Below are 23,903 nucleotides of genomic sequence, written 5' to 3'. Positions count from 1 at the left end.
GCCTGGGGCGTCCAGGATCCGACCGGACGCCCGCCTTGCCGCAGCGTATTGACCTAGCGCCGGGAGCGCAGCGCGGCGTCGACGGCGGGGTCTCCGAGGGCGCCGAGCCAGTCCAGCAGCGCCGGATAGGTCGAGGGGTTCGCGGCCACGTACGAGCGCAGGTGGGGTGCCTCCGCCGAGATCCGCGCGAGGTCCGCGAGCGGCGTCGACGGGTCCATCGCCTGGGCCACCGACCACCCCGGTGCCTGGGCGGGCGGCGCCTGCACGGGCGGGAGCACCTGCGTGGAGTCGGGCGCGAGGGCGGCGCGGACGGGCTCCATCTGCTGGGTCGCGTCGACGGGGCGGGGCGCCGGGCGGGACGCGGCCGCGGCCACCGGGGTCGGCGACGTGCCCGTCGCGGGCTCCGTCGTCTCCGCCTCGGTCGGTGAGGGCTCGGTCGGCGCGGGCTCGGGCGTCGCCGGTCCGGTCGGCGCGGGCTCGGGCGCCGCAGGGCCGGAGGCCGGGAGGTCGGAGGACGCCGGGTGCGTCGGCTCGGGATCGGGCGTCTCGGGCGCGGACGCGACGAGCGCACGGACCGACGGCGGCACGAGCAGGACGGCGAGCGCGATGGCCGGCAGACCGAACGCCACCAGCAGCTCCTCCACGTTGGACTGCGTGCCGAGACCGGCGCGGGCGACGACGATCACCAGGCCGAGCACCACGATCACGCACGCGGCGCCCACGGCGGCGGCGTGCCCGGTGCGCGGGTCGCGGGCGAGGGACCGCCGCGCGGCGATCGCGACCCCGACCATCAGCACGCCGACGACGAGCCGCAGCACGCGGCCCACGCGGACGCCGTCCGCCACGATCAGCACCAGCGCGACGAGGGCGACGAACGCCGCGACCAGCGCCACGATGGCCAGCGCCCGCAGCGCGACGGCCACCCAGCGGGAGGCCCGCACGTCGTCGGGCTCTCCCGCCGTCGCCGCGGCGTCGTCGACGATGCGTCGCGCCGTGACCGCCGCGACCACCGGGAGGAGCAGGAGGCCGAGGCGCTGCCCGTGCACGCTCTCGAACCAGGGGTCCGCGTTGCCCCCGGCGAAGAGCACGAGCTCCAGCGTGACGGCGCCGCCCAGGGCCAGCAGCACGTAGCCGGAGGCGAGGTCGCCCGAGCGCAGGTAGGTGCCGACGGTGAACCACAGCACGCCCAGCACCACGAGGGCGTTGAGGAGGCCGACCACGGACACGGCCCACGGAGCACCCTGCACGAGCGCCGCGACCGGGGTCGCGAGCGTGCCGAGCGCGACCACCCCGGCGACGACGGCGGGGGCGTACGCCCACCGGGGCGCGGCCGCGAGCGCGGCACCCGCCAGGCCGACCGCGAGCCCGGCTCCGACCCCGCCCGCGGCGTCCGCCGGGGCGAGGGCGTCCAGCACCAGGTACACGACCGCGACGACCGCGTAGGGGACGCAGGCGAGCGCCACCGTGCGCCGCGAGGTCAGGACGTCCCACGACGACGGGCCGACGCCGCCGCGCCGCAGGTACGGGGCGGCGATCGCCAGGAGCGCGAGGACGGTCGCGAGCACGATCTCCAGCCGGTCGCTGCCACGGTGGGCGTGGTCCCACGGCAGCGGGAGGGCGACGAGCAGCGCGAACGCGGCCACCACGTCGCGCACGAGCTCGCGGACCGCCACACCGCCGAACGGCGAGCGCTCCTGCTCGGGGGCGTCGAGGGTGTCGGGATCGGTCATGCGTGCGTCTCCAGGGCTGGGATCCGAAGGGGACCGGGCCATCGTGCCCCCGCACCCGTTTCTACCCGACGCCGGCCCTTCGCGTCGTCTCCCGCGCGGACGGGTCGGTCACACCGTCGCCGCTCCCGCACGCCGCGCTCACCCTCCGCCCGCAGATCCCGGCACGGTGCCGGCTCGCTGCCGGTACGGACGCCGGTCAGATGCCGAGCTGGTACACGCCCCAGTACGCGAGGGTGCCCAGGAGCGCGAGCGACCCGGCCAGGGTGCACCAGAACGTCAGCACGGCGGGCCAGCCGCGCGCGACCACCACGACGTCGTCCCCCGCACGGCGCTCCGCCCTGGCGTCGGCCACCCGGCGGATCACCAGCGCGGCGGCGACGGCCGTCGCGACCCCGAGGAGGCGCACCACGATCCAGCCACCCTGCACGACGAGGTCGTCGCGCTGGTAGTCGAGGGCGAGGCGCGCCACCGCCAGGAGGTACACCACGAGCGCGACCATCGTCGCCACCGAGCCCAGGCCGAGACCCAGCAGCGACGACCGGAGCCCGCGGGCGAGGCGCGGCGCGGCGACCGACGACCGGCGCAGGAAGGCGCGCCGCACCAGCGCGTGCACGCCCCACACGAGGGGGCCGACCACGAGCAGCGCGGCGCCCGCGATCACCGCGCCCACGACGATGTCCCCGTTGCCCCACCACCGCGGCTGCGGGACGGCCGACGCGACGTAGAGCTGGTTGGGAGTCTCCCCGGCGACCCGGGGCGGCGCGTCGGCCGTGCCGGGCATGCCCTGGATCCAGGTGGCGACGTCGCGCGCGAAGTCGGGGTGAAGGTGCATCCCGCCGTCCAGCGGCACGTTGATCCCGTGGTTGGCCCCGGCGTAGTAGCGCACCGTCACGGGGGCGTCGTCCCCGTTCACGGCGGTGTCGGCGATGACCTGTCGCGCGCCCTGCTCGACCGGCATCGACGGGTCGGCCGTGCCGTAGGCCACGAGGACGGGTGCGGTCTGCCGCTCGAGCCACGGGCGCACGTCGAAGTCGGCGTACTCGAAGCCGCCGCCGGGCAGCTGCATCCCAACCGCCCGCGGGATCGCGCGGAACACCTGCTGGGGCACCCCGGTGTTGCGCAGGTAGCTGTCCACCGCGAACGCTGCCTGCTGGCGGGGCGGCACCACCGGCGCCGAGACGAGGACCGTGTACGCGATGGTCGGGTCCTGCGCCTGCATGACGGGCACGATCCAGGTGCCCTCCGACTCCCCGTAGACGCCGACCTGCGCGGCGTCGACGCCGTCGATCGTGCGCAGCAGGTCGACCGAGTGCTGGTAGTCCGCGGCCATGGCCACGTAGTCCCGGTCCCGGGTGGTGTAGGTGTCCAGCCGCTTGTCGGGCACGAGCGTCACGACGCCCGCGCTCGCGAGCGCGGTGGCCGACTCGGTGAAGGCCTCCGTGGACTTGCCCGTGCCCGCGCCGTGCACGTACACGACGCCCGGCCGGTCGGCCAGCAGGTCGCCGTCCTCGGTCAGCGGCTGGCGGAGCAGCCCGCCGACGACGGCGCCGTCGAGCGGGATCGTCACGGGCGTCTCGCGGACCTCGAACTCGCCGACCTCGCCGGCGTCCGCGCCGGGTGCGACCCCGCCGATGGCCGTGTCGTCGGTGGCCGGGACGAGGTGGTCCGTCACGGGCACGGGGTCCCACTGCGGGCCGGCCACCGCCCCGGTCAGTGCCAGGCCCACCAGGATCGCCGCCGTCGTCGCAATAGTCCGGAACACCACGCAGCGATGCTACTCGGCGCCGTGCCGGGAGACGGCAGGGATTTCCCCCACGACCTCGGAGGACGTCCCCCGGGAGCCGGCTGGCTCCCGCCCGCGCGACGTCAGAAGCCGAGGCGCTGCAGCTGCTTGGGGTCCCGCTGCCAGTCCTTGGCCACCTTGACGTGCAGGTCGAGGTACACGCGCGTGCCGAGCAGCTTCTCGATGCCCTTGCGGGCGTTGGTGCCGACCTCCCGCAGCCGCGACCCGCCCTTGCCGATGATGATCGCCTTCTGGCTGTCGCGCTCCACGAACAGGTTGACGCGGACGTCCAGCAGCGGCGGCTTCCCCCTGTCCGGGTCGCCGCTGCCCTCGCGCTCGAGGATCTCCTCGACCACGACGGCCAACGAGTGCGGCAGCTCGTCGCGGACGCCCTCGAGCGCGGCCTCGCGCACCAGCTCGGCGACCATGACCTGCTCGGGCTCGTCGGTGAGCTCGCCGCCCGGGTAGAGCGCCGGCCCGGCGGGCAGGTGGGCGACGAGCACGTCGGTCAGCTCGTCCACCTGGTAGCCGTCGCGGGCGGACACCGGCACGATCGCCGACCAGTCGCGGTCGACGGAGCGGGCGAGCTCGTCGACGGCCAGGAGGTGCTCCGCGAGGCGCCCGCGGTCCACGAGGTCGGACTTCGTCACGACGGCGACGACGGGCACTGCACGCCGGCCCTCCATCAGGGGGGCGAGCTGCGAGGCGATGTACCGGTCGCCGGGGCCGATCTTCTGGTCGGCGGGCAGGCAGAACGCGATGACGTCGACCTCGCCGAGCGTGTCCTGCACCAGCGCGTTCAGCCGCTCGCCGAGCAGGGTGCGCGGGCGGTGCAGGCCCGGCGTGTCGACGAGCACCAGCTGGGCGTCGTCGCGGTGCACGATGCCGCGGATCGTGTGCCGCGTGGTCTGGGGCCGCGCGGACATGATCGCGACCTTCTCCCCCACCAGCGCGTTGGTGAGCGTCGACTTGCCGACGTTGGGCCGCCCGACGAGGCAGGCGAAGCCGGAGCGGTGGGCGTCGCCCTCGTCGTGCGGGGCGACGACGGAGGGATGGTGGCGCTCGGTGGTCATGCGTGTGCTTCCTTCTGGTCTGGCGGCGTGGCGTGCTGGCCACCCGCTGCTGGGTCGTCCTCGTCGTGCGAGGGAGAGGTCGTGCGGCGCACCCGGAGGGTGGCGAGCTGCTTGCGGCGGCCCTCGACGCGGTCGGCCACGAGGTGCAGCCCCCCGACGTCGGCCGTCGCCCCCGTGAGCGGCACCTTGCCGAGGGCCTTGGCGATCAGGCCGCCCGCGGTGTCCACGTCGTCGTCGTCGAGCCGCAGGTCGAACAGCTCGCCGAGCTCGTCGACGGGCATCCGCGCGGAGACGAGGAACGTGCCGTCGCCCAGGTCCTCGGGCTCGAGCTCCGGGGCGGTGTCGTGCTCGTCGGTCAGCTCGCCGACGAGCTCCTCGATGACGTCCTCGACGGTGACGAGCCCGGCGATGCCGCCGTACTCGTCGACGACGACCGCGATGTGGGAGCGGGAGGCCTGCATCTCGCGGAGCAGCTCGTCCGCGGGCTTCGACTCCGGCACGAAGACGGCGTCCCGGGCGACCTCGACCACGGGCCGGTCCGCGGCCGAGGGCTCGTTCTCCAGCACGCGGGCGACGTCCTTGAGGTAGGCGACGCCCACGAGGTCGTCCACCTCCTCGCCGACGACGGGCACGCGCGAGTACCCCGAGCGGAGGAAGAGGCGCATCGCCTTGCGCAGCGGGGTCGTCGCCGTGACCGTCACCATGTCGGTCCGCGGCACCATGACCTCGCGGGTCAGCGTGCCACCCAGCTGGACGACCGAGCGGATGAGCTCCCGCTCGGCGTCCTCGATCGCCTCGTTGTCGCGCACCCGCTCGGCGACCTCGCGCAGCGCGTCCTCGCCCGGGTCGTGCTCGCCGTCGCGCTCGGGGGCGCGCCCCGCGCCGCGTTCGGTGGTGCGGTCGGTGAGCCAGGCCGCGGCGCGGTGCACCGCGGACAGCGGCCCGGCGAGCGCGACGAGCACGGGCAGCGGCCGGCGCAGCCCGAGCGCGCGCGGACTGAGGCGCACGAAGACGACGCCGGCCACGAGGCCCACGACGCCGGCCACGAGCAGCACCTGCCACCACGTGTCGAACCAGTCCGCGATCATCAGCGTGGCCGCCGCGAGCGCGACGGTCTCGGCGAACACCCGCACCAGCGCGAACGCCGCGACGGCGGCGGGCGGGTCGACGACGAGACCCTGCACCGCGCGCAGCCGGGTGAGGCGGGTGCGACGGGCCGTGGCCGTGAGGTCCTCCGCGGTCTCCGCCTCGATCACCGCGTCCGAGACCGAGGTGCGGGTGATCCGCAGCACCGCGGCCTCGCCGGCCGACAGCATCCCCGCCAGGGCGAGCGCGACCACGGCCACGAGCGCCAGCAGCAGCTCCGGTCCGTCCATCAGGCCACCATCCGGTCCGACGTCGCGCTCACCGGCCGGCGAGGAAGGTGAGCAGGAGCCGGCGCTGCAGCGCGAACATCTCCTTCTCCTCCTCCGGCTCGGCGTGGTCGTAGCCGAGCAGGTGCAGGATGCCGTGCGTGGTGAGCAGCAGCAGCTCCTCGGCCGTGGAGTGCCCCGCGACCTTCGCCTGCTGCGCCGCCACCTCCGGGCAGAGCACGACGTCGCCCAGCGTGCCGGGCGGCGTCTCCTCGCCCTCGCGCCCGGGGCGCAGCTCGTCCATCGGGAAGGAGAGCACGTCGGTGGGGCCCGGCTCGTCCATCCACTGCACGTGCAGCTCGGTCATCACGGCCGTGTCGACGAACATGATCGACAGCTCGCTGCGCGGGTGCACGTGCAGGGTGTCCAGCACGAACCGGCCGAGCGCGGCGAACTCCGCCTCGTCCACCTCGACACCGGACTCGTTCGCGACCTCGATGCTCATGACCTGCGTGCCCCTCGCTCGTGCGGGCCGCGGCCCTGCCGTCCCTGTCCCTGCCTGCCCTGGTCCGGGCGTGCCGTCGCCACGTCCCAGCGCGCGTAGGCGTCGATGATGTCGCTGACCAGCTTGTGCCGCACCACGTCCGCCGAGGTCAGCCGGCAGAACTCCACGTCGTCGACCCCGGTGAGGATGTCCTCGACCACGCGCAGGCCCGACGTCGTGCCGCCCGGCAGGTCCACCTGCGTGGCGTCCCCCGTGATGACCATCGTGGAGCCGAACCCCAGGCGCGTGAGGAACATCTTCATCTGCTCGGCGGAGGTGTTCTGCGCTTCGTCAAGAATAAGGAAAGAATCATTTACGGTTCTTCCGCGCATGTATGCCAGCGGCGCCACCTCGATCGTCCCGGCCTCGATGAGCCTCGGGATGGCGTCGGGGTCCATCATGTCGTGCAGCGCGTCGTACAGCGGCCGCAGGTACGGGTCGATCTTGTCCGACAGGGAACCAGGCAGGAAGCCGAGCTTCTCCCCCGCCTCCACGGCCGGGCGCGTGAGCACGATCCGGTTGACCCGCTTGGCCTGCAGGGCCTGCACGGCCTTGGCCATCGCGAGGTACGTCTTGCCCGTGCCGGCGGGGCCGATGCCGAACGTGATCGTGTTCGCGTCGATCGCCTCGACGTAGTGCTTCTGGCCCACCGTCTTCGGCCGGATCGTGCGCCCGCGGCTGGACAGGATGTTGAAGGTCAGGACCTCGGCCGGACGCTGCACGGACGCGGCGGTGAGCATCTGCACCGACCGCGCCACCACCTCGGGGGTCAGCGGCGTGCCGGACTCGACCACCTCGACCAGCTCGTCGAGGAGGCGGGAGACCAGGGCGACGTCCCCGGCCGGCCCGCTCACGACGATCTCGTTGCCGCGCGCGTGCACGTCGACGCCGGGGAAGCCGTCCTCCACGGCCCGCAGCACGGAGTCCCTGCTGCCCAGCAGCGCCACCATCGGCACGTGCGGCGGCACCACGATGCGGTGCTCGGTGGACCGTTCGGCGTGCGCGCCGGGCGTGCCGGGGGCGGTGTGGGGTGTCGATGTCATGGGCCGGCTGCCGCCGGGGCCCTCCTTCAGCGAGACGGTGCGAGAGACGATTCTAGGGACGTGCTGAGGAACCGAGTCTATCGAGCGGCGGCAGGCAGGACAGCCGAATTCAGGCCGGCGTCCAGCCCAGCTGGGCGCCTGCGAGCACGTGGCCGTGCACGTGGAACACGCTCTGCCCCGCGCGGGGCCCGGAGTTGAAGACGAACCGGTACTGGCCGTCGGCGAGGTCGCCGGCCACCCGGTCGGCCATCGCCACCACCTCGGCGAGCAGGGCCGGGTCCGCCTTGGCGAGCGTCGCGACGTCGCCGTGGTGCTCCCTCGGCACCACCAGCACGTGCACGGGCGCCTTCGGGTCGATGTCGCGGAACGCGATCACGCGGTCGGTGCTGGCGACCACGTCCGCCGGCAGGTCGCCGGCGACGATCTTGCAGAACAGGCAGTCGGTGCTGGGCGCGCTCGTCATGACCCGGACGTTACCGCGCGCCGCGACGGCGTGCCGTCGGTCCGCTCAGGCCCAGCGCCCGAGGCGCTCGCTGAGCAGCGCGACGGCGACCGGCCCGGCCGTGGAGGTCCGCAGCACGTGCGGCCCGAGCCGCGCGGTCACGGCGCCCGCCTCCTCGAGCGCGGCGACCTCCGCGTCGGAGATCCCGCCCTCCGGTCCGACGACGACGAGCAGCGCCGGCGTGGCCGAAGTGGCCGGCGCTGCCGACGACGGCGCGGGGAGCGTGACGTCCGCGAGCGCCGTCGTGGCGTCCTCGTGCAGCACGACGACGGCCCCGCCGTCGGCGACGACGTCGCGGACGCGGACGGCGAGCTGCCGCGAGGTGACGGGTTCCGCCACGGGCGGGAGGCAGGCGCGCCGCGCCTGCTTCACGGCCGAGCGCACGGTCGCCACCCACTTGGCGCGCGACTTCGCCGCCCGCTGCCCGCGCCACACGACGACGGACCGGTCGGCCTGCCACGGCACCACCGCGTCGACGCCCACCTCGACGGCGGCCTCGACGGCCAGCTCGTCGCGGTCCCCCTTCGCGAGCGCCTGCACCAGGGTCAGCACGACGCCGGGGGCCGGCTCGACCACCACCTCGTCGACGCGCAGCCGCACCTCGCCGTCCTCGACGGCGTCGACCACGCACCGCAGCCGCGTGCCCGCGCCGTCGACCACGTCAAGCCGCTCGCCCGGGCCCCGGCGCTGCACGACGCCCGCGTGCCGCCCCTCGGCGCCGTCGAGCACGTAGACGTCACCCGGGCCGAGCGCACCGAGCGCCCCGCCGTCAGCGAGGAATACCGGCGCGCTCACGTCGTGCGCCCCGCCCGCGAGGCCCCGGGTGCCGCGCCCACGTCAGCGACCGCTCAGCTTGTCCCGCAGCCGCGAGAACACGCCCGGGTGCGCGGCGGAGAGGCGGGGCTCGGGCCGCTCCTCGCCACGCAGCGTGGCCAGCGAGCGCAGCAGCTCGGTCTGCTCGTCGTCCAGGCTTGTCGGCACCTGGACCTCGACGTGCACGTTGAGGTCGCCGCGGCCGCCGGCGTGCAGGTGCCCGACGCCCAGGCCCTTGAGCGTCACGACCTGGCCCGGCTGGGTGCCCGGCCGCAGGTCGATCTCCTGCTCGCCGTCCAGCGTCTCCAGGTCGAGCACGGTGCCGAGGGCGGCCGCCGTCATCGGCACCTGGAGGGTGCAGTGCAGGTCGTCGCCGCGCCGCACGAACGTGTCGTGCGGCTTCTCGCGGATCTCGACGTACAGGTCGCCGGCGGGGCCGCCGCCGGGGCCGACCTCGCCCTGCGAGGTGAGCTTGATGCGCGTGCCGGTGTCCACGCCGGCGGGCACGTTGACCGTCAGCGTGCGGCGCGAGCGGACGCGCCCCTCGCCCGAGCAGTCGGCGCACGGCTCGGGGATGACCGTGCCAAAGCCCTGGCAGGCTGCGCACGGCGCGGTCGTCATGACCTGTCCGAGGAAGGAGCGGGCCACGCGCTGCACGTTGCCGCGGCCGTGGCAGACGTCGCAGGTCTTGAGGTCGGTGCCCGGCCGGCAGCCGTTGCCGCCGCAGGTGCCGCACACGACGGCGGTGTCGACCTGGAGCTCGCGCTTGGCGCCGAACGCCGCCTCCGCCAGGTCGATGTCCATCCGCACGAGGGCGTCCTGGCCGCGACGGGCGCGCGGCACGGGCCCGGCGGGCTGGCCGCCGCCGCCGAAGAAGGTCTCGAAGATGTCCTGGAAGCCGAAGCCGTTGCCGAAGCCGGCGCCCGCGCCGCCGGACGGCGAGCTCGGGTCCACGCCCATGTCGTACTGCTGGCGCTTGTCCGGGTTGGACAGCACCTCGTAGGCGCGGGCGACGTCCTTGAAGCGTTCCTCGCCGGCCTCGCCGGCGACGTCGGGGTGCAGCTCGCGCGCGAGCTTGCGGTACGACTTCTTGATCTGCTCGGCCGAGGCGTCACGGGGGACGCCCAGGATCTCGTAGTAGTCGGTCACAGGTCTCTCTTCGGTGACGTGTCGGTGACGTGTCGGTGACGTGCACGGTCAGGTCGGCTGGTTGGGGGATGCCGCCGCGGCCCGGTCAGCCGGGCAGCACCCGGGACAGGTAGCGGGCGACGGCCCGCACGGAGGCGATCGTGCCCGGATAGTCCATCCGGGTGGGGCCGATGGACCCCAGGATCGCCACGGTGTCGCCGTCGCCGCCGTAGCCGGAGGCGACGACGGAGGTCTCGGCGAGGCCGTCGAGGCGGTTCTCGTGCCCGATGCGGACGCCCACCCCGCCGCCCCGGCCGACGGGCTCGGCCGCCAGCTCGGTGAGGAGCCCGAGCAGCACGACCTGCTCCTCGAGCGCCTCGAGCACGGGGCTCAGGCCCTGCTCGAACCGCATGTCGGCCCGGGCCAGGTTGGCGGTGCCCGCCAGCACGATGCGGTCCTCGCGCTGCGCGCCGAGCGTGTCGACCACGAGGTCGGCGATGCCGCGGGCCAAGGGGGCGAGGGTGGCGTCCACCCCGACCACGACGCGCGCGAAGGCCTCGGGCAGGTCGGCGAGCCCCTTGCCCGCCGCGGCGGAGTTGAGCCGCGCGCGCAGCTCGCTCAGCGTGCCCTCGTCGAGGGCACCGGGGTCGGGCTCCGGGCCGGCAGGGGCGTCCACGGCGACGACCGCGGGCTCCGCCCCCGGCCCGACGCCGACGTCGAGGAACCGCTGCTCCACGCGGCCGGCGTCGCTGATCACCACGACCAGCAACCGCGCGCCGCCGACGGGGACGAGCTCGAGGTGCCGGAGCCCCGCGAGCCGCAGCGACGGGTACTGGACCACCGCGACCTGGCCGGTGAGCTGGGCGATGAGCCGCCCGGCACGGCCGAGCACGTCGTCCATGTCGATCGCCTCGGACAGGAACGTCTCGATCGCCCGTCGCTGCGGGCTGGTGAGCGGCCGCACCTCCGCGAGCCGGTCGACGAAGAGGCGGTACCCCTTGTCGGTCGGGATCCGGCCGGCGGACGTGTGCGGCTGGGCGATGTACCCGGCCTCCTCCAGCGCCGCCATGTCGTTGCGGATCGTGGCGGGCGAGACCCCGAGACCGTGTCGCTCCGTGAGCACGCGCGACCCCACGGGCTCGCGCGTGTGGACGTAGTCCTCCACGATCGCGCGGAGCACGGCCAGGCGACGTTCCTCGCTCACGGTCCTCCTCGGGTCCGACGGGGTGATGCGGGCCCTCCTGCCCTGAGCGCCCACCCTTAGCACTCTCATGTCCCGAGTGCCATCCTACGCGGGCTCGCCGGAGGTCCGCGGGACCCGCGCCCGACACGCCGGGCCCCGGCCGGAACCCGCGCCGACCCGCACCCGCGCGCCGGGCTGAGGTACCCCGCGACCGTCTGAGGTACCCCGGCCCGCGAAGATCCGGCACCTGACCGATCCGCGCCGGTACCTCAGGAACGGAGGGTGGAACCACCGGCGGCCGTCCGGACCGGACGACGCCGAGCGGAGAAGGAGACCGGTGATGAACGAGTACCTGTACTACGACGAATTCCGCGCCCGCCAGGTCGACCTGGAGCAGGCGGTGCGCCAGGAGGCGGCGGCACGGAGCGCCGCACGGCAGGCCCGTCACGCCCGCCGTCGGGCGACCGCCCGCCGCCGCCGCGCGACCCGCCGCTCCTGGGAGCTGCCCGCGGGCCTGGTCCGGCCCTGGCCGCAGTGACCGCCACCTCGGGCGCGGCGGCGCCCGCGGACGCGGCGGGGCCCCGTCCGGCCTGGCACGATGACGATGTGCCCACCCCAGCCGCCCCCTCGCCGCTCGTCGGCCGCGCCGCCGAGCTGACCTCCCTGCGCGAGGCGTTCACGAACGCCCGCGACGGCTCCGGCGGCGTGGTCGTCGTCGGCGGCGAGGCGGGCATCGGCAAGACGCGCCTCGTGACGGAGTTCCTCGCAGAGGTCGGCACGGAGATCGGGGCCGGCGACGCCGCGCCGCTCGTCCTGCACGGGCAGTGCGCCGACTCCGGCTCGGGCCCCCTCCCCTACGCCGCGCTCACCGGGGTCCTGTCCGACGTCGTCGACACGATCGGGCCGGAGGCGACGCTCGCCGCGGCCGGGCCGGCCGCGGACGCGCTCGGGCTCCTCGCGCCGCGCCTGGTCGACGTGCGGCGCGACGTCGACACCGGGCGCCTGCCCGAGGTGCTCGCCGACCTCATGACCGCGCTCGCCGGCGAGCGCCCGGTCGTCCTCGTCCTCGAGGACCTGCACTGGTCCGACGACGTCACCCGCACCGTGCTCGCCCGCCTGGCGCGTACCGCGCCCGCCACCACCCTGCTCGTCGTCGCCACCTACCGCAGCGACGACGTCGGGCGGCGCCACCCCTTGCGCACCACCCTGGCCGAGCTGGAGCGGGCGCGGCTCGCGACCCGCGTCGACGTGCCTCGCCTCGACGCCGCCGAGGCGACGCGGCTGTTCTGGTCCCTCGTCTCGAGGCGCCCCGACGCCCCCGACCTGCCCGGCACGGTGCTCGGCGAGCTCGTCGAGCGCAGCGAGGGTGTGCCGTTCTACGCCGAGGAGCTGGCGGACTTCGCCGGTGACGCACTGCCCGACTCGCTGCGCGAGCTGCTGCTCCTGCGCTACTCGTCCCTCAGCGACGCCGCCCAGCGCTTCTGCCGCACCGTCGCCGCGGCGGGCCAGCGGGCCCCGTACGAGCTGCTCGTCGCCATGCTCGGCGCGGGAGGCCTCGACGACGCGGAGGCCGCCGCCCGGGAGTCGGTCGACGCGCACGTGCTCGTGGCGGACACCGACGGCTACCGCTTCCGGCACGCGCTCATCCAGGAGTCGGTCGACGCCGAGCTCCTGCCCGGCGAGTCGCGCCGGCTGCACGCGGCGTGCGCGAGCGCGCTCGAGGACGGCGAGCGCACGCTCGCGCGGATCGCGGCCGCGGCCGACCACTGGTGGCGCGCCCGCCTGCCGGACCGGGCGCTCGCCTCGGCGGTCGAGGTCGTCGCGGTGCCCGAGACCTACGGGCAGGCGTCCTCCGCCGTGGTCGCCGCCGCGGGCGAGCGCGCGCTCGAGCTCTGGGAGCTGGTGCCCGACGCCGAGAAGGTCGCCGGGCTGCACCGAGCCGCCCTGCTGCGCCACGTGTCCGTCGCCCTGCAGGACTCCGCGCAGATCGACCGGGGGGCGGCGCTGGCCCGAGAGGCGGTGGCGGAGTGGCCCGCGGACGACCCCGCAGGGCGGGCGCAGGCGCTGTCGACCCTCGCCCACATCCTCGGCAAGGCCGGCGACCCGGGCTCGGACCAGATGCTCGACGAGGCGCTCGCCCTCCTGCCACCGGACGACCCCGCCGGCCGGGCCCCGCTGCTCCGGCTCAAGGCGCGGAACGCGATGATGGACCACCGCCACGGCGAGGCGATCGCGGCCGCCGGCGAGGCGCTCGCCGCCGCGACGTCGGTCGGCGACCGCCAGAACGCCTCGCTCGCCCTCAACCTCCGGGCGATGAGCCGCCTGGACCGCGGGGACCTCGACGCCCTGGACGAGCTCGAGCGGTCCCACGAGATGGCGGGCGACGACTGGCGCGCCCAGTGCCACTACTACACCAACGCGTCCGACACCCGCCTCAAGCTCGGCCAGTTCGCCGAGGCGGAGCACCTCGCCGAGTCGGGCGCGCAGTTCGCGCGCGCGCTCGGTGCCGGCTGGGCCACCCGAGCGATGCTCGAGGGGAACGTGGCGGAGGCGTGGATCGGGTCCGGCCGGTGGTCCGACGCCGAGGCGTGGTACGCGCGCTCCGTCCCGCTCGTCGACCCCAGCGACTACGCCGTGTACCTGGGCGAACGATGGACGTGGCTCACGATGTGGCGCGGTGACGTCGACGCCGCCCAGGCGCGGGCGCGGGTGCACCGCACGACCTGGCAGCGCTTCGGCCGGGTGGAGGAACAGATCCGGGCGCGGGTGTCGGGAACCCTGGCAGAGCTCGCCCTCCTGCGCGACGACCTGGACGACGCGCTCGACCTCGTCCGGATCGCCGTCGAGCCCGAGGGCCTGGGCCCGTTCTACCGGCTCACGACGCTCGCCGTCGCCGCGCGCGTGCTCGACCGCGCCCGGCGGGCGGGGCGGCAGGTCGACGTCGCGCCGTACCGTGCGGCGCTGGCGACGTGCACCGTGTGGCCGACCTACCCGACCTGGGCGGCGGTGTTCGCCGCCGAGCTCGGAGACGGGTCGTGGGGGGCGGTCGTCGCGGCCGACGGGCCCGCGCACCTGCGGCCCTACGCCCTGTACCGCGACGGGGCGTCGCTCCTGGAGGCCGGCGACCGCGCCACCGCGCGCGAGCGGCTGGACGCCGCCATCGAGGCGGCGGACGCGATCGGCTGCGGCCTCGTGCGCGACCAGGCGCGCGCACTGCTCACCGGCGCGGGCCTCGCCCGGGCCACCACCCGCGCACGGCAGCCCGACCGCGCGCTCACCGACCGCGAGCGTCAGGTGCTCGAGCTCGTCGCCGAGGGTCTGACGAACGGGCAGATCGCCGAGCGGCTGTTCATCAGCCGCAAGACGGCGTCGGTGCACGTCTCCGCCATCCTGCGCAAGCTCGGCGTGTCCAGCCGCACGGAGGCGGCGGTCCTGGCGCGCGACGATCCGGCCTGACGTCGCCCGACGCACCTGTACACATGCCCTGAGCAGTCGTGTACGGACGGACCCCTGGCGTCCTCCCTAGGCGTGACACCACACCCCGGCTGGAGGACATCATGGATCCGCACGTGTACGACATGCTCTTCGAGCGCCGTCAGGAGGAGCTCGAGCGCGAGGTCGCGCTGCGCCGCCTGGCGCACGAGCTCCACGCCTCGCGCCGCGCGCTCCGGGGCGCTGTCGCGGGCCTGGAGCCGTCGGGGCGGGCCGAACCGCCGCAGGCCCGGCGCCGCCCCGCGGTGGCCCCGCTGCACCGGCCGCGGCACGCGTGAGCGGAGCGCGCACGACATCACACCAGGCAGCTCACCAGGCATCACCGTCCGCGCGCCGTCCGGTTCCGACCGGACTGCGCGCGGCGCGTGTCGGGAGCTCCTCCGTCGCGGTCGCGACCGTAGGCTCACCGCCGTGCACGACCGCTACGGCTCCGACGTCCTGTCCTCCTCCGGCTCCCGCGCCCCGGGCGCCCCGGACGGCTCCGCCCATCACCGCCGCCGGCCCGTGTCCCGGCCCCGCGCGGCCGACCACGGCCTCGTGGTCGAGGAGGTCACGACGGGCTGGGTGGGCGCCGTCGTGCGCGTGGAGAAGTCGGGCGGCGTCCACCTCGTGGTGCTGGAGGACCGGCGCGGTCGCACCCGGTCGTTCCCCCTGGGCCCGGGCTTCTGGGTGGACGGGCAGCCGGTGGAGCTGACGGCCCCGGTGACCACCCGCGCCCCGGAGCGACCCACCCGGACGGCGTCGGGCTCCGTGGCGGTGCACGACCAGCGCGCCCGGGTGGCCCGCGGGTCGCGCATCTGGGTGGAGGGCAAGCACGACGCCGAGCTGGTCGAGAAGGTGTGGGGCGACGACCTGCGCGTCGAGGGCGTCGTGGTCGAGCTGCTCGACGGCGTGGACAACCTCGCGGACGCCCTCGACGAGTTCGCCCCGACGCCGGAGCGGCGGGTCGGCGTCCTGGTCGACCACCTGGTGCCCGGCTCGAAGGAGCGGCGCCTCGCCGACGACGCCCTGAAGCGGGTGCCGCGCGGCACCGTCGTCGTGCTCGGCCACCCGTACGTCGACGTGTGGCAGGCCGTGAAGGCGGAACGGCTCGGGCTGGCGTCGTGGCCCACCATCGAGCGGGGCACGGAGTGGAAGCGTGGCATCCTGCGGGAGCTGGGCTGGCCGGCGTCGACCACCGAGGACGTCGGCCGCGCGTGGCAGCGGATCCTCGCGACCGTGCGGGACTACCGCGACCTCGACCCGGCCCTGCTGGGCCGGGTCGAGGAGCTCATCGACTTCGTGACGGCCTGACCGCGCCTCCCGGGAGGGTCAGCGCGTGGTGATGCCGTCCCGCTGCGCGTAGGCGTTGACCTTCTCCGAGACGGAGATGACAGCCATGAAGAACTCCAGGGTGATGCGGGCGAGCGCCAGGTACACGAGCGCGATGATCCACCCGAACACGAGGTACAGGATCCCGCCCCAGATCGACTGGGAGAACGTGGCGACGAGGCCGGAGAGCCACGCCAGCGCGACCAGCACCGTGACGATGATGTAGACGACCTTCACCACGCTGGGCGTGATGTAGCGGCTGAAGGAGTAGTCGAACAGCGCGCTGAGGAAGCCGCTGCCCTCGCCGTGCGGCGTGATCGGCCCCGCCGACCGGTCCGGCGGGTACTCGGAGCCGGGGTACAGGCCCGGGTCGGGCATCTGCCCCTCGTACGGCTGCTGCGGCTGGGCGTAGGGCTGGTCGCCGTAGGGCGGCTGGCCGCCGTGCGGCGGCGGGCCGGCGGGCGGCTGCTGCCCGTACGGCGCGTGCGGTGCCGGCTGGCCCGGCGGGGGCTGGTGTCCCGGCTGCTGCGGCGGCTGCTGCGGGTCGCCGGGCTGCTGCGGCGTGTTCTCGCTCATCGTTCCTCCTGAGTGGTCCGGGCGACGCACCCGGCGGGGTCGGCGCCTCCGCCCACTCTGGCCGCACCCGATCGGCTCCGCCACCGCACGTGACCACCGCAGATGCGCGAGGATGGCCCCATGAGCACCCCGCCGTACGGACCGCCGCCGCAGCAGCCGCCGGCGGGTCCGCCCCCCGGACAGCCGCCCTACGGCGGCCCACCACCGGGCCAGCCGCCCTACGGCGGACAGCCTCCAGGTCAGCCTCCGTACGGCTACGGGCCGCAGCCGCTCTCGCCGTCGGACGAGCGCACCTGGGCGCTGGTCGCCCACCTGGGTCCGCCGGTGCTCTCCCTGCTGAGTCTCGGGCTTCTCGGGTTCCTCACGCCGCTGCTGATCTGGCTGTTCCTGCGCGACCGCAGCGCGTACGTGAGGGACCAGGCCAAGGAGTCACTGAACTTCCAGATCACGCTGCTCATCGGCTACGTCGTCGGCTGGATCACGGTGTTCCTGCTCGTCGGGTTCGTGATCCTGCTCGCGGTCTGGGTCCTGTCGATCGTCTTCGGCATCCTCGCCGCGGTCGCCGTGAACCGCCACGAGGCGTACCGCTACCCGCTGAACATCCGCCTGATCTCCTGACCGACCCCGCCGCGCGGGAATCGAGCGTGCTGACCTGCTCGAACGAGCCGTTCGAGGAGCAGGTCAGCACGCTCGACGCGGTTCAGGGGGTGAGCTCGCGGACGACGGAGTCCGCGAGGAGGCGGCCCCGCCGGGTGAGGACGACGCGCCCCCGGACGGCGGCGACCCCGTCGAGCAGACCGCGGGCCACCAGCCCGGCGACCGCCGCACGGCGGGACGGGTCGAGCGCCGCGACCTCCAGCCCCTCGCGCACGCGCACCCCCAGCAGCACGCGCTCGAGCTGGGCCTCAGCGGGCGTGAGCAGCTCGCGCCCGGCGCCCGGCGACGCGCCGTCCTCCAGGAGCGCGGCGTAGCGCCGCGGGTGCTTGACGTTCCACCAGCGCACGCCGGCGTGCTCCCCCTCGCGCGGCTCGGCCGACGGAGCCGCGACGTACGAGTGCGCGCCGGGACCGATCCCCCACCAGTCGTCGCCGCGCCAGTAGGCGAGGTTGTGCCGGCAGGCGTGCTCCGGCCCGCGTGCCCAGTTGCTCACCTCGTACCAGCCGAGGCCCGCCTCGGTGAGCAGGTCGTCGGCCAGCTCGTACTTGGCGGCCTGGTCGTCCTCGTCGGGCAGCGCGATATCCCCGCGGCGCACCTGGGCGTACATCTTGGTGCCCGGCTCGACGACGAGCGCGTACGCCGACACGTGGTCCACGCCGGCGGCCAGCACGGCGTCGAGGGACGCACGCCAGTCGTCCAGCGACTCACCCGGCGTGCCGTAGATGAGGTCGAGCGAGACGTCGAGGCCCGCGTCGCGGGCCCAGGCGACGACGTCGGGGACGCGGCGCGGGTCGTGGGTGCGCTCCAGCGTGGCCAGCACGTGCGGCACCGCCGACTGCATGCCGAACGAGACCCGGGTGAACCCGGCGTCCGCGAGCAGCCTCAGCGAGTCGGGCGTCACCGAGTCCGGGTTGGCCTCGGTGGTGACCTCGGCACCGTCCGCCAGCCCCCAGGCGTCGTCGACCCCGCGCAGGATCCGCGCCAGGTCCGCAGCGGGCAGCATCGTGGGTGTGCCGCCGCCGAAGAAGACCGTGGACACCGGGCGCGCCCCCAGGCCCGCGTCGTCGAGCACGCGCGCGGCGAGGTCCACCTCGCGCAGCGCCGTCGTCGCGTACGCCGCCTGGTTGGCGCCGCCACCCAGCTCGGACGCCGTGTACGTGTTGAAGTCGCAGTAGCCGCAGCGCACCGAGCAGAACGGCACGTGCACGTACACGCCGAACGGTCGGCCGTCGCCGTCCGGAGCGGACCGAGAGGGCCGCACCCACTGCGGCAGCGCGCCGTCGTCGGGCACGGGCGTGCCGTCGGGCAGCGCGGGCACTACTTCTTCTTGTCCTTGGCGTCCTTGCCGCCGCCGCCGTCCGAGGAGAGCGCGGCGATGAAGGCGTCCTTCGGGACCTCGACGGACCCGATGTTCTTCATGCGCTTCTTGCCCTCCTTCTGCTTCTCCAGCAGCTTGCGCTTACGGCTGATGTCGCCGCCGTAGCACTTGGCGAGCACGTCCTTGCGCATGGCGCGCACCGTCTCGCGAGCGATGACGCGGGCGCCGACGGCGGCCTGGATCGGCACCTCGAACTGCTGGCGCGGGATGATCTCCTTGAGCTTCGCCGTCATCATGACGCCGTAGTCGTACGCCTTGTCCTTGTGCACGATGGCGCTGAACGCGTCCACCTGCTCGCCCTGCAGCAGGATGTCGACCTTCACGAGGTCGGCCGCCTGGTCGCCCGAGGGCTCGTAGTCCAGCGACGCGTAGCCGCGGGTGCGGGACTTGAGGTGGTCGAAGAAGTCGAACACGATCTCGGCGAGCGGCAGCGTGAACCGCAGCTCGACGCGGTCCTCCGACAGGTAGTCCATGCCGAGCATCTGGCCGCGGCGGTCGTTGCACAGGCCCATGACCGTGCCCACGAACTCGCTCGGCGCGAGGATTGTCGCGCGCACCACGGGCTCGCGGACCTCCTTGATCTTGCCGCCCGGGAACTCCGACGGGTTGGTCACCTTCACCTCGGTGCCGTCGTCGAGCGTGACGTCGTAGACGACGTTCGGGGCGGTGGAGATGAGGTCGAGGTCGAACTCGCGCTCGAGCCGCTCGCGCACGATCTCCAGGTGCAGCAGGCCGAGGAAGCCGACGCGGAAGCCGAAGCCGAGCGCCACCGACGTCTCGGGCTCGTAGTTGAGCGCGGCGTCGTTGAGCTTGAGCTTGTCGAGGGCGTCGCGCAGCGCCGGGTAGTCGGTGCCGTCCACCGGGTAGAGGCCGGAGAACACCATCGGCTTCGGGTCGCTGTACCCGCCGAGCGCCTCCGAGGCGGGCTTGGCCATGTTGGTGACGGTGTCGCCGACCTTCGACTGGCGCACGTCCTTCACGCCCGTGATGAGGTAGCCGACCTCGCCGACGCCGAGCCCCTTCGTGACGATCGGCTCCGGCGAGATGACGCCGATCTCGAGCAGCTCGTGCGTGGCGCGCGTCGACATCATCGCGATGCGCTCGCGCGGGTTGAGGTTGCCGTCCACGACCCGCACGTACGTGACCACGCCGCGGTAGGTGTCGTAGACCGAGTCGAAGATCATCGCGCGGGCGGGGGCGTCCGCGTCGCCGACGGGGGCCGGGATGCGCTCGACGATCCGGTCCAGGAGCGCCTCGACGCCCTCGCCGGTCTTGCCGGAGACCTTGAGGACGTCCTCGGGGTCGCCCCCGACCAGTCCCGCGATCTCCTCGGCGTACTTCTCCGGCTGCGCGGCCGGCAGGTCGATCTTGTTGAGGACCGGGATGATCTCGAGGTCGTTCTCCATCGCCAGGTACAGGTTGGCGAGCGTCTGCGCCTCGATGCCCTGCGCCGCGTCGACCAGCAGGACGGCGCCCTCGCAGGCCGCGAGCGAACGGGAGACCTCGTACGTGAAGTCGACGTGCCCCGGGGTGTCGATCATGTTGAGCGCGTGGGCCTCCTCGCCCACCTGCCAGGGCATGCGCACGGCCTGCGACTTGATGGTGATGCCGCGCTCGCGCTCGATGTCCATCCGGTCGAGGTACTGCGCCCGCATGGCCCGCGGCTCGACGACGCCGGTGAGCTGCAGCATGCGGTCGGCGAGCGTCGACTTGCCGTGGTCGATGTGCGCGATGATGCAGAAGTTGCGGATGAGCTCGGGCGCCGTGGCGTTCGGCTCGATGCGCGCACGCAGCGCGGGTCCGGGGATGGGCAACGCGATTCGCTCCGTCAGGGTCGCTGGATGGGTGTCGTCGGTGGTGACGAGGCCCGGCCATTGTCCCATGAGGTTGTCCCCGGGGGTCCCGCGGGCCGGTCCCACGTGCGTGCGTCGTGCACCGCTGCGTACGGTCGAGGTCCACCGACCGACGTGACGGGAGGAGCCCCCGACATGACCGACACCGCAGACCTGGCCGGGAAGCGCGTGCTGGCGATCGTGACGAGCTACGGCGTCGAGCAGGACGAGCTGGTGGTACCGCTCGACCACCTGCGAGCCGCCGGCGCCGAGGTGGTCGTCGCCTCGAACGAGCCGGGCGACGTGCGCACGCTCGTCGGCGACAAGGACCCCGGGCGGCCTGTTCCCGCCGACACGACCTACGACGCCGTCGATCCCGAGGGCGTCGACCTGCTGCTGGTGCCGGGCGGCACGATCAACGCCGACACCCTGCGCCTGCAGGAGGCCGCGATCGGGCTCGTCACGACGTTCGCGCACTCGGGCAGGCCGGTCGCCGCCATCTGCCACGGTCCGTGGGCGGTGGTCGAGGCGGGGTGCGTCGGCGGCGCGACCCTGACGTCATACCCGTCCCTGGCCACCGACGTGCGCAACGCGGGCGGGCGCTGGGTGGACCGGTCGGTGGTGCGCGACGACGGCGCCGGCTTCCCCCTCGTGACGTCCCGGACCCCCGACGACCTGGACGACTTCCTCCGCGAGGTCGACGCCCTGCTCGGCTCCTGAGGAACGCCCTCGGCCGGGGCCGTGCCGGGCGCTAGCCTCGGCGTCATGCCGCCGTCGCCCGCCGCCCCGCAGCCCCGCCCCGTCGTCGACCCGCGCACGGGGCGGCGCGCCGACGCCGGTCCGGAGCCCGACCGGCTCGCACTCCTCGCGCACCTCCAGGACGAGTTCGCCGCCACGGTGCCCGACGTCGCACCGGACGCGCTCGTCCCGGCCTGCGGCGACTGGCGCGCGGCCGAGCTGGTGCTGCACCTCGCGGGCGTGCACCACTGGGCGGCGGGGATGGCCCTGGGCGACCCCTCGCGCGACGAGGACCTGCCGGCCCCCGACCCCACGGGGCCCGACGGCGGGATCGCGGCCCTCGCCGCGCTCTACCGCCGGCACGCCGCCGACCTGCGCGCGACGCTCGACGCCGCAGGGCCGGACGGCGCCGCGCGGACGCTGCTCGGCGACGGGCCGGCGTCGTTCTGGTGGCGCCGCCAGTCCCACGAGACGCTCGTGCACCTGCACGACCTGCGCGCCGCGCGGCTGGGGTCCGGCCCGGGCGCGCTGGACACGGTCACCCTCGCCCCCGAGGTCTGGGCCGACGGCGTCGACGAGGTCGTGACGATGTTCCAGCCGCGGCAGGTGCGGCTCGGCCGGGCGGCGCCGCTCACCGACCGGCTCCGGGTGGTCGCCTCCGACGTCGGCTGGTCGTGGACGCTCGGCGCCCCGACGGCCGACGAGGCCGATCTCGATGCCGATGCCGACGCCGACGCGACGCTCACCACGACGGCGCAACGGCTCGACCTGCTGCTGTGGGGGCGGCTCACGCCCGCGGAGGCCGGCGCCGTCGTCGAGGGCGACCTCGACGCCGCGCGGCGCGTGCTCGCCGGGCCGCTCGTGCCCTGAGGCCCGGGCGGTCGCCCCGAGGGAACCGATGAGTCGCGGCGCGTCGCCCGGTCCCACCCGGCATGAGCGACGACACCGCACGCACCGCAGGCCCCCCGAGCGCGGCGGCCACCGCGTGCGCCACCGCGACCGTCACCACCGCGCGCGGCGACCGCGTGACCTACGACCTGCGTGGCACGGGCCCCGCGGTCGTCTTCGTCGCGGGCGCCGGGCCGTTCCGCGCCGTCGACCCGGTGACGACCCGCACGGCGGAGATCCTGGCGGCGGCAGGCGTCACGACCGTGGTCTACGACCGGCTCGGCCGGGGCGACTCCCCCGCCGCCGGTCGCCTCGACCTGGACCGCGAGCTGGACGCCGTGGCGGCGGTGCTCGACGTCGCGGGCGGACCCGCCGTGCTCTGCGGGCACTCGTCGGGCTGCGCGATCTCGCTGCGGGCGGCAGACCGGGGCCTCCCCGTCCTCGGGCTCGCGCTGTGGGAGGCCCCGCTGGAGTCCGGGGCCGGCGAGACGGCCGCCTGGGCGGCCGAGATCGAGCGGCGGATCGACGCCGGCGACCTCGAGGGCGCCACCGAGCACTTCATGAAGGACATGCCGCCCGAGTGGCTCGCCGGGGCCAAGGCGTCGCCGGAATGGCCCGCGATCGCAGCGTCCGTCGTCTCGCAGCGGGCCGACGCCCAGGCGCTGACCTGGGCGACGCGGGCGTTGCGCGACGGCGAGCTCTCCGGCATCCAGGTGCCCCTGCTCGCCATGACGGGGACGCGGACCTTCCCCGGCATGCCGGAGGCCGCGGCGGACCTCGCGTCCGCGGTGCCCGACGGCACCGCCGAGACCGTCGCGGGCGCCGACCACTCGTGGGACCCGGAGGCGATGGGCGACCGGCTGGCGCGGTTCGTGCTCGAGTGAGCCGCACGTAGGCTGTCCGCCGTGGCGAACCGATGGCTGAACCTGCTGGTGGACGTGCTGCGCTCGGCGACCCGCCCGTCGTCGCGCGGCTCCGCGCGCCCCACCTCGACGACCCGCCCCTCGACGGCCAGGCCCTCGAACCGGCGCGGGACGACCCCCGCCCGGGACGCCGGCTACCCCGGCGACTACACCGGCACGGTGCGCCCGGTGTACTCCCCGAGCCTGGACGGCGAGCCCGACCCGGGCGAGGTCGTGTGGACGTGGGTGCCGTACGAGGAGGACCAGAACAACGTCAACAACCCACGTGGCAAAGACCGCCCTGTGCTGCTCATTGGACGGGATGGACACTGGCTCCTGGCCCTTCAGCTCACCAGCAAGGACCACGACCGGGACGCCGCGCAGGAAGCGCGGTACGGACGGCTCTGGATGGATATCGGTAGCGGTCCGTGGGATGGACAGGGTCGACCGAGCGAGGTCCGCATCAATCGCGTCATCCGGGTGGACCCGCACGCGGTGCGTCGCGAGGGCGCCGTCCTCGACAAGAGGCGGTTCGACCAGGTGGTGGCTGCGATGCAGAAGGCCCGCGGGTCAGGACGTCGTGGACGTTGATGCGAGACGTCGATGAGCTCTGACTTGGCATCGGACACCGCGCAGACCTATTGCGACTGGTGCATGGGCCCGCTGTCGGAGGAATCGCGGTCACGATCTCGCTGGCTGGGGCTGCCCGTCGAGGACGCGTGGGCGTGCGAAGAGTGTCTTGAAGCGGGGCGCTACCGAGTGCCACCGGATGGCTGGGACGGCCCGATCAACGAATGGCTGGCCGCCGACGAGTACGTCCTGAGCACCGTCGATCGCCTCGCCGTCGTCAACGCGCTCAACGAAGTCCTCCACAGGCCGAGTGCGATCGATGACCAGGAGTTCCAGCTGAGACTTGGAGTCTCGCGTCACGAAGCTCTTCGGACCCTGCGGTACGTCGCGGACTCCGACTAGCGAGCA

Annotated in this window: 23 protein-coding genes; 10 read left to right on the top strand and 13 right to left on the bottom strand. The window is 74.5% G+C overall.

Annotation, left to right across the window (positions count from 1 at the left end; translation table 11 throughout):
• Positions 1 to 53: 53 nt before the first annotated feature.
• The 10 genes from ACFVS0_RS00200 to ACFVS0_RS00155 all read right to left on the bottom strand — a co-directional run bounded on the left by ACFVS0_RS00200 (position 54) and on the right by ACFVS0_RS00155 (position 11,172).
• On the bottom strand, positions 54 to 1,730 hold the full coding sequence (locus tag ACFVS0_RS00200) for a hypothetical protein (protein ID WP_430586837.1): 1,677 nt from the start codon (positions 1,728 to 1,730) through the stop codon (positions 54 to 56).
• Between the two features lie 196 nt (positions 1,731 to 1,926).
• Positions 1,927 to 3,495: an alpha/beta hydrolase family protein gene (locus ACFVS0_RS00195; RefSeq protein ID WP_430586836.1), complete on the bottom strand. Its 1,569-nt coding sequence runs from the start codon at positions 3,493 to 3,495 to the stop codon at positions 1,927 to 1,929.
• A gap of 101 nt (positions 3,496 to 3,596) precedes the next feature.
• The gene (gene era, locus ACFVS0_RS00190) at positions 3,597 to 4,586 is read right to left on the bottom strand and encodes a GTPase Era (RefSeq protein WP_430563611.1); all 990 of its coding nucleotides are present in this window, start codon (positions 4,584 to 4,586) and stop codon (positions 3,597 to 3,599) included.
• Positions 4,583 to 5,962, bottom strand: coding sequence for a hemolysin family protein (locus tag ACFVS0_RS00185; protein ID WP_430550075.1), 1,380 nt, complete (start codon positions 5,960 to 5,962; stop codon positions 4,583 to 4,585). The genes era and ACFVS0_RS00185 overlap by 4 nt, the downstream gene beginning before the upstream one ends.
• 28 nt (positions 5,963 to 5,990) lie before the next feature.
• Positions 5,991 to 6,443: an rRNA maturation RNase YbeY gene (gene ybeY, locus ACFVS0_RS00180; RefSeq protein WP_429732311.1), complete on the bottom strand. Its 453-nt coding sequence runs from the start codon at positions 6,441 to 6,443 to the stop codon at positions 5,991 to 5,993.
• The gene (locus ACFVS0_RS00175; protein WP_430586835.1) at positions 6,440 to 7,525 is read right to left on the bottom strand and encodes a PhoH family protein; all 1,086 of its coding nucleotides are present in this window, start codon (positions 7,523 to 7,525) and stop codon (positions 6,440 to 6,442) included. The genes ybeY and ACFVS0_RS00175 overlap by 4 nt, the downstream gene beginning before the upstream one ends.
• Before the next feature lie 109 nt (positions 7,526 to 7,634).
• Positions 7,635 to 7,988: a histidine triad nucleotide-binding protein gene (locus ACFVS0_RS00170; protein WP_430550076.1), complete on the bottom strand. Its 354-nt coding sequence runs from the start codon at positions 7,986 to 7,988 to the stop codon at positions 7,635 to 7,637.
• A 45-nt stretch (positions 7,989 to 8,033) separates the two neighbouring features.
• Positions 8,034 to 8,822, bottom strand: a complete 789-nt coding sequence (locus ACFVS0_RS00165) for a 16S rRNA (uracil(1498)-N(3))-methyltransferase (RefSeq protein ID WP_430563610.1) — start codon at positions 8,820 to 8,822, stop codon at positions 8,034 to 8,036.
• 42 nt (positions 8,823 to 8,864) lie between these two features.
• Entirely contained in the window at positions 8,865 to 9,989 is a 1,125-nt protein-coding gene (gene dnaJ / locus ACFVS0_RS00160) for a molecular chaperone DnaJ (RefSeq protein ID WP_430563609.1), read from the bottom strand.
• Positions 9,990 to 10,074: 85 nt separating this feature from the next.
• Entirely contained in the window at positions 10,075 to 11,172 is a 1,098-nt protein-coding gene (locus tag ACFVS0_RS00155) for an HrcA family transcriptional regulator (protein WP_430585613.1), read from the bottom strand.
• 319 nt (positions 11,173 to 11,491) lie between these two features.
• Between ACFVS0_RS00155 and ACFVS0_RS00150 the strand changes: the two genes are divergently transcribed.
• The 4 genes from ACFVS0_RS00150 to ACFVS0_RS00135 all read left to right on the top strand — a co-directional run bounded on the left by ACFVS0_RS00150 (position 11,492) and on the right by ACFVS0_RS00135 (position 15,936).
• Positions 11,492 to 11,689, top strand: coding sequence for a hypothetical protein (locus ACFVS0_RS00150; protein ID WP_430550080.1), 198 nt, complete (start codon positions 11,492 to 11,494; stop codon positions 11,687 to 11,689).
• Between the two features lie 68 nt (positions 11,690 to 11,757).
• Positions 11,758 to 14,607 (top strand): AAA family ATPase, encoded by a 2,850-nt coding sequence (locus ACFVS0_RS00145; RefSeq protein ID WP_430586834.1) that lies wholly within the window; start codon positions 11,758 to 11,760, stop codon positions 14,605 to 14,607.
• A gap of 101 nt (positions 14,608 to 14,708) precedes the next feature.
• The gene (locus ACFVS0_RS00140; RefSeq protein WP_430550082.1) at positions 14,709 to 14,921 is read left to right on the top strand and encodes a hypothetical protein; all 213 of its coding nucleotides are present in this window, start codon (positions 14,709 to 14,711) and stop codon (positions 14,919 to 14,921) included.
• Between the two features lie 133 nt (positions 14,922 to 15,054).
• A complete protein-coding gene (locus ACFVS0_RS00135) occupies positions 15,055 to 15,936 on the top strand; it encodes a DUF3097 domain-containing protein (protein WP_430550083.1) in 882 nt (293 codons plus the stop codon).
• A gap of 18 nt (positions 15,937 to 15,954) precedes the next feature.
• Here ACFVS0_RS00135 and ACFVS0_RS00130 read toward each other — a convergent pair whose 3' ends face one another.
• Positions 15,955 to 16,530, bottom strand: a complete 576-nt coding sequence (locus tag ACFVS0_RS00130; protein ID WP_430550084.1) for a DUF4282 domain-containing protein — start codon at positions 16,528 to 16,530, stop codon at positions 15,955 to 15,957.
• A gap of 120 nt (positions 16,531 to 16,650) precedes the next feature.
• On the opposite strand from ACFVS0_RS00130, the gene ACFVS0_RS00125 reads away from it, so the two are divergent.
• Positions 16,651 to 17,148 (top strand): DUF4870 domain-containing protein, encoded by a 498-nt coding sequence (locus tag ACFVS0_RS00125; RefSeq protein ID WP_430586833.1) that lies wholly within the window; start codon positions 16,651 to 16,653, stop codon positions 17,146 to 17,148.
• 82 nt (positions 17,149 to 17,230) lie between these two features.
• On the opposite strand, the gene hemW is transcribed toward ACFVS0_RS00125, so the two are convergent.
• The gene (gene hemW, locus ACFVS0_RS00120) at positions 17,231 to 18,505 is read right to left on the bottom strand and encodes a radical SAM family heme chaperone HemW (RefSeq protein WP_430586832.1); all 1,275 of its coding nucleotides are present in this window, start codon (positions 18,503 to 18,505) and stop codon (positions 17,231 to 17,233) included.
• Positions 18,505 to 20,379, bottom strand: a complete 1,875-nt coding sequence (gene lepA / locus ACFVS0_RS00115; protein ID WP_430550087.1) for a translation elongation factor 4 — start codon at positions 20,377 to 20,379, stop codon at positions 18,505 to 18,507. The genes hemW and lepA overlap by 1 nt, the downstream gene beginning before the upstream one ends.
• 174 nt (positions 20,380 to 20,553) lie before the next feature.
• Between lepA and ACFVS0_RS00110 the strand changes: the two genes are divergently transcribed.
• From ACFVS0_RS00110 to ACFVS0_RS00090, 5 genes are all read left to right on the top strand, one after another.
• Positions 20,554 to 21,117, top strand: coding sequence for a DJ-1/PfpI/YhbO family deglycase/protease (locus ACFVS0_RS00110; protein ID WP_430586831.1), 564 nt, complete (start codon positions 20,554 to 20,556; stop codon positions 21,115 to 21,117).
• Positions 21,118 to 21,162: 45 nt separating this feature from the next.
• Positions 21,163 to 22,005: a maleylpyruvate isomerase N-terminal domain-containing protein gene (locus ACFVS0_RS00105; protein WP_430586830.1), complete on the top strand. Its 843-nt coding sequence runs from the start codon at positions 21,163 to 21,165 to the stop codon at positions 22,003 to 22,005.
• Between the two features lie 62 nt (positions 22,006 to 22,067).
• On the top strand, positions 22,068 to 22,907 hold the full coding sequence (locus tag ACFVS0_RS00100) for an alpha/beta fold hydrolase (RefSeq protein ID WP_430586829.1): 840 nt from the start codon (positions 22,068 to 22,070) through the stop codon (positions 22,905 to 22,907).
• Between the two features lie 21 nt (positions 22,908 to 22,928).
• Positions 22,929 to 23,516, top strand: a complete 588-nt coding sequence (locus ACFVS0_RS00095) for a type II toxin-antitoxin system PemK/MazF family toxin (protein WP_430586828.1) — start codon at positions 22,929 to 22,931, stop codon at positions 23,514 to 23,516.
• A gap of 12 nt (positions 23,517 to 23,528) precedes the next feature.
• Positions 23,529 to 23,897, top strand: coding sequence for a hypothetical protein (locus ACFVS0_RS00090; protein ID WP_430586827.1), 369 nt, complete (start codon positions 23,529 to 23,531; stop codon positions 23,895 to 23,897).
• Positions 23,898 to 23,903: the final 6 nt, after the last annotated feature.

This window comes from Isoptericola sp. NPDC058082, from assembly GCF_042885055.1.
Taxonomy (GTDB): domain Bacteria; phylum Actinomycetota; class Actinomycetes; order Actinomycetales; family Cellulomonadaceae; genus Isoptericola.
The sequence above is the reverse complement of the archived record's forward strand: the minus strand, read 5'-3'. Positions and strand labels throughout refer to the sequence as shown.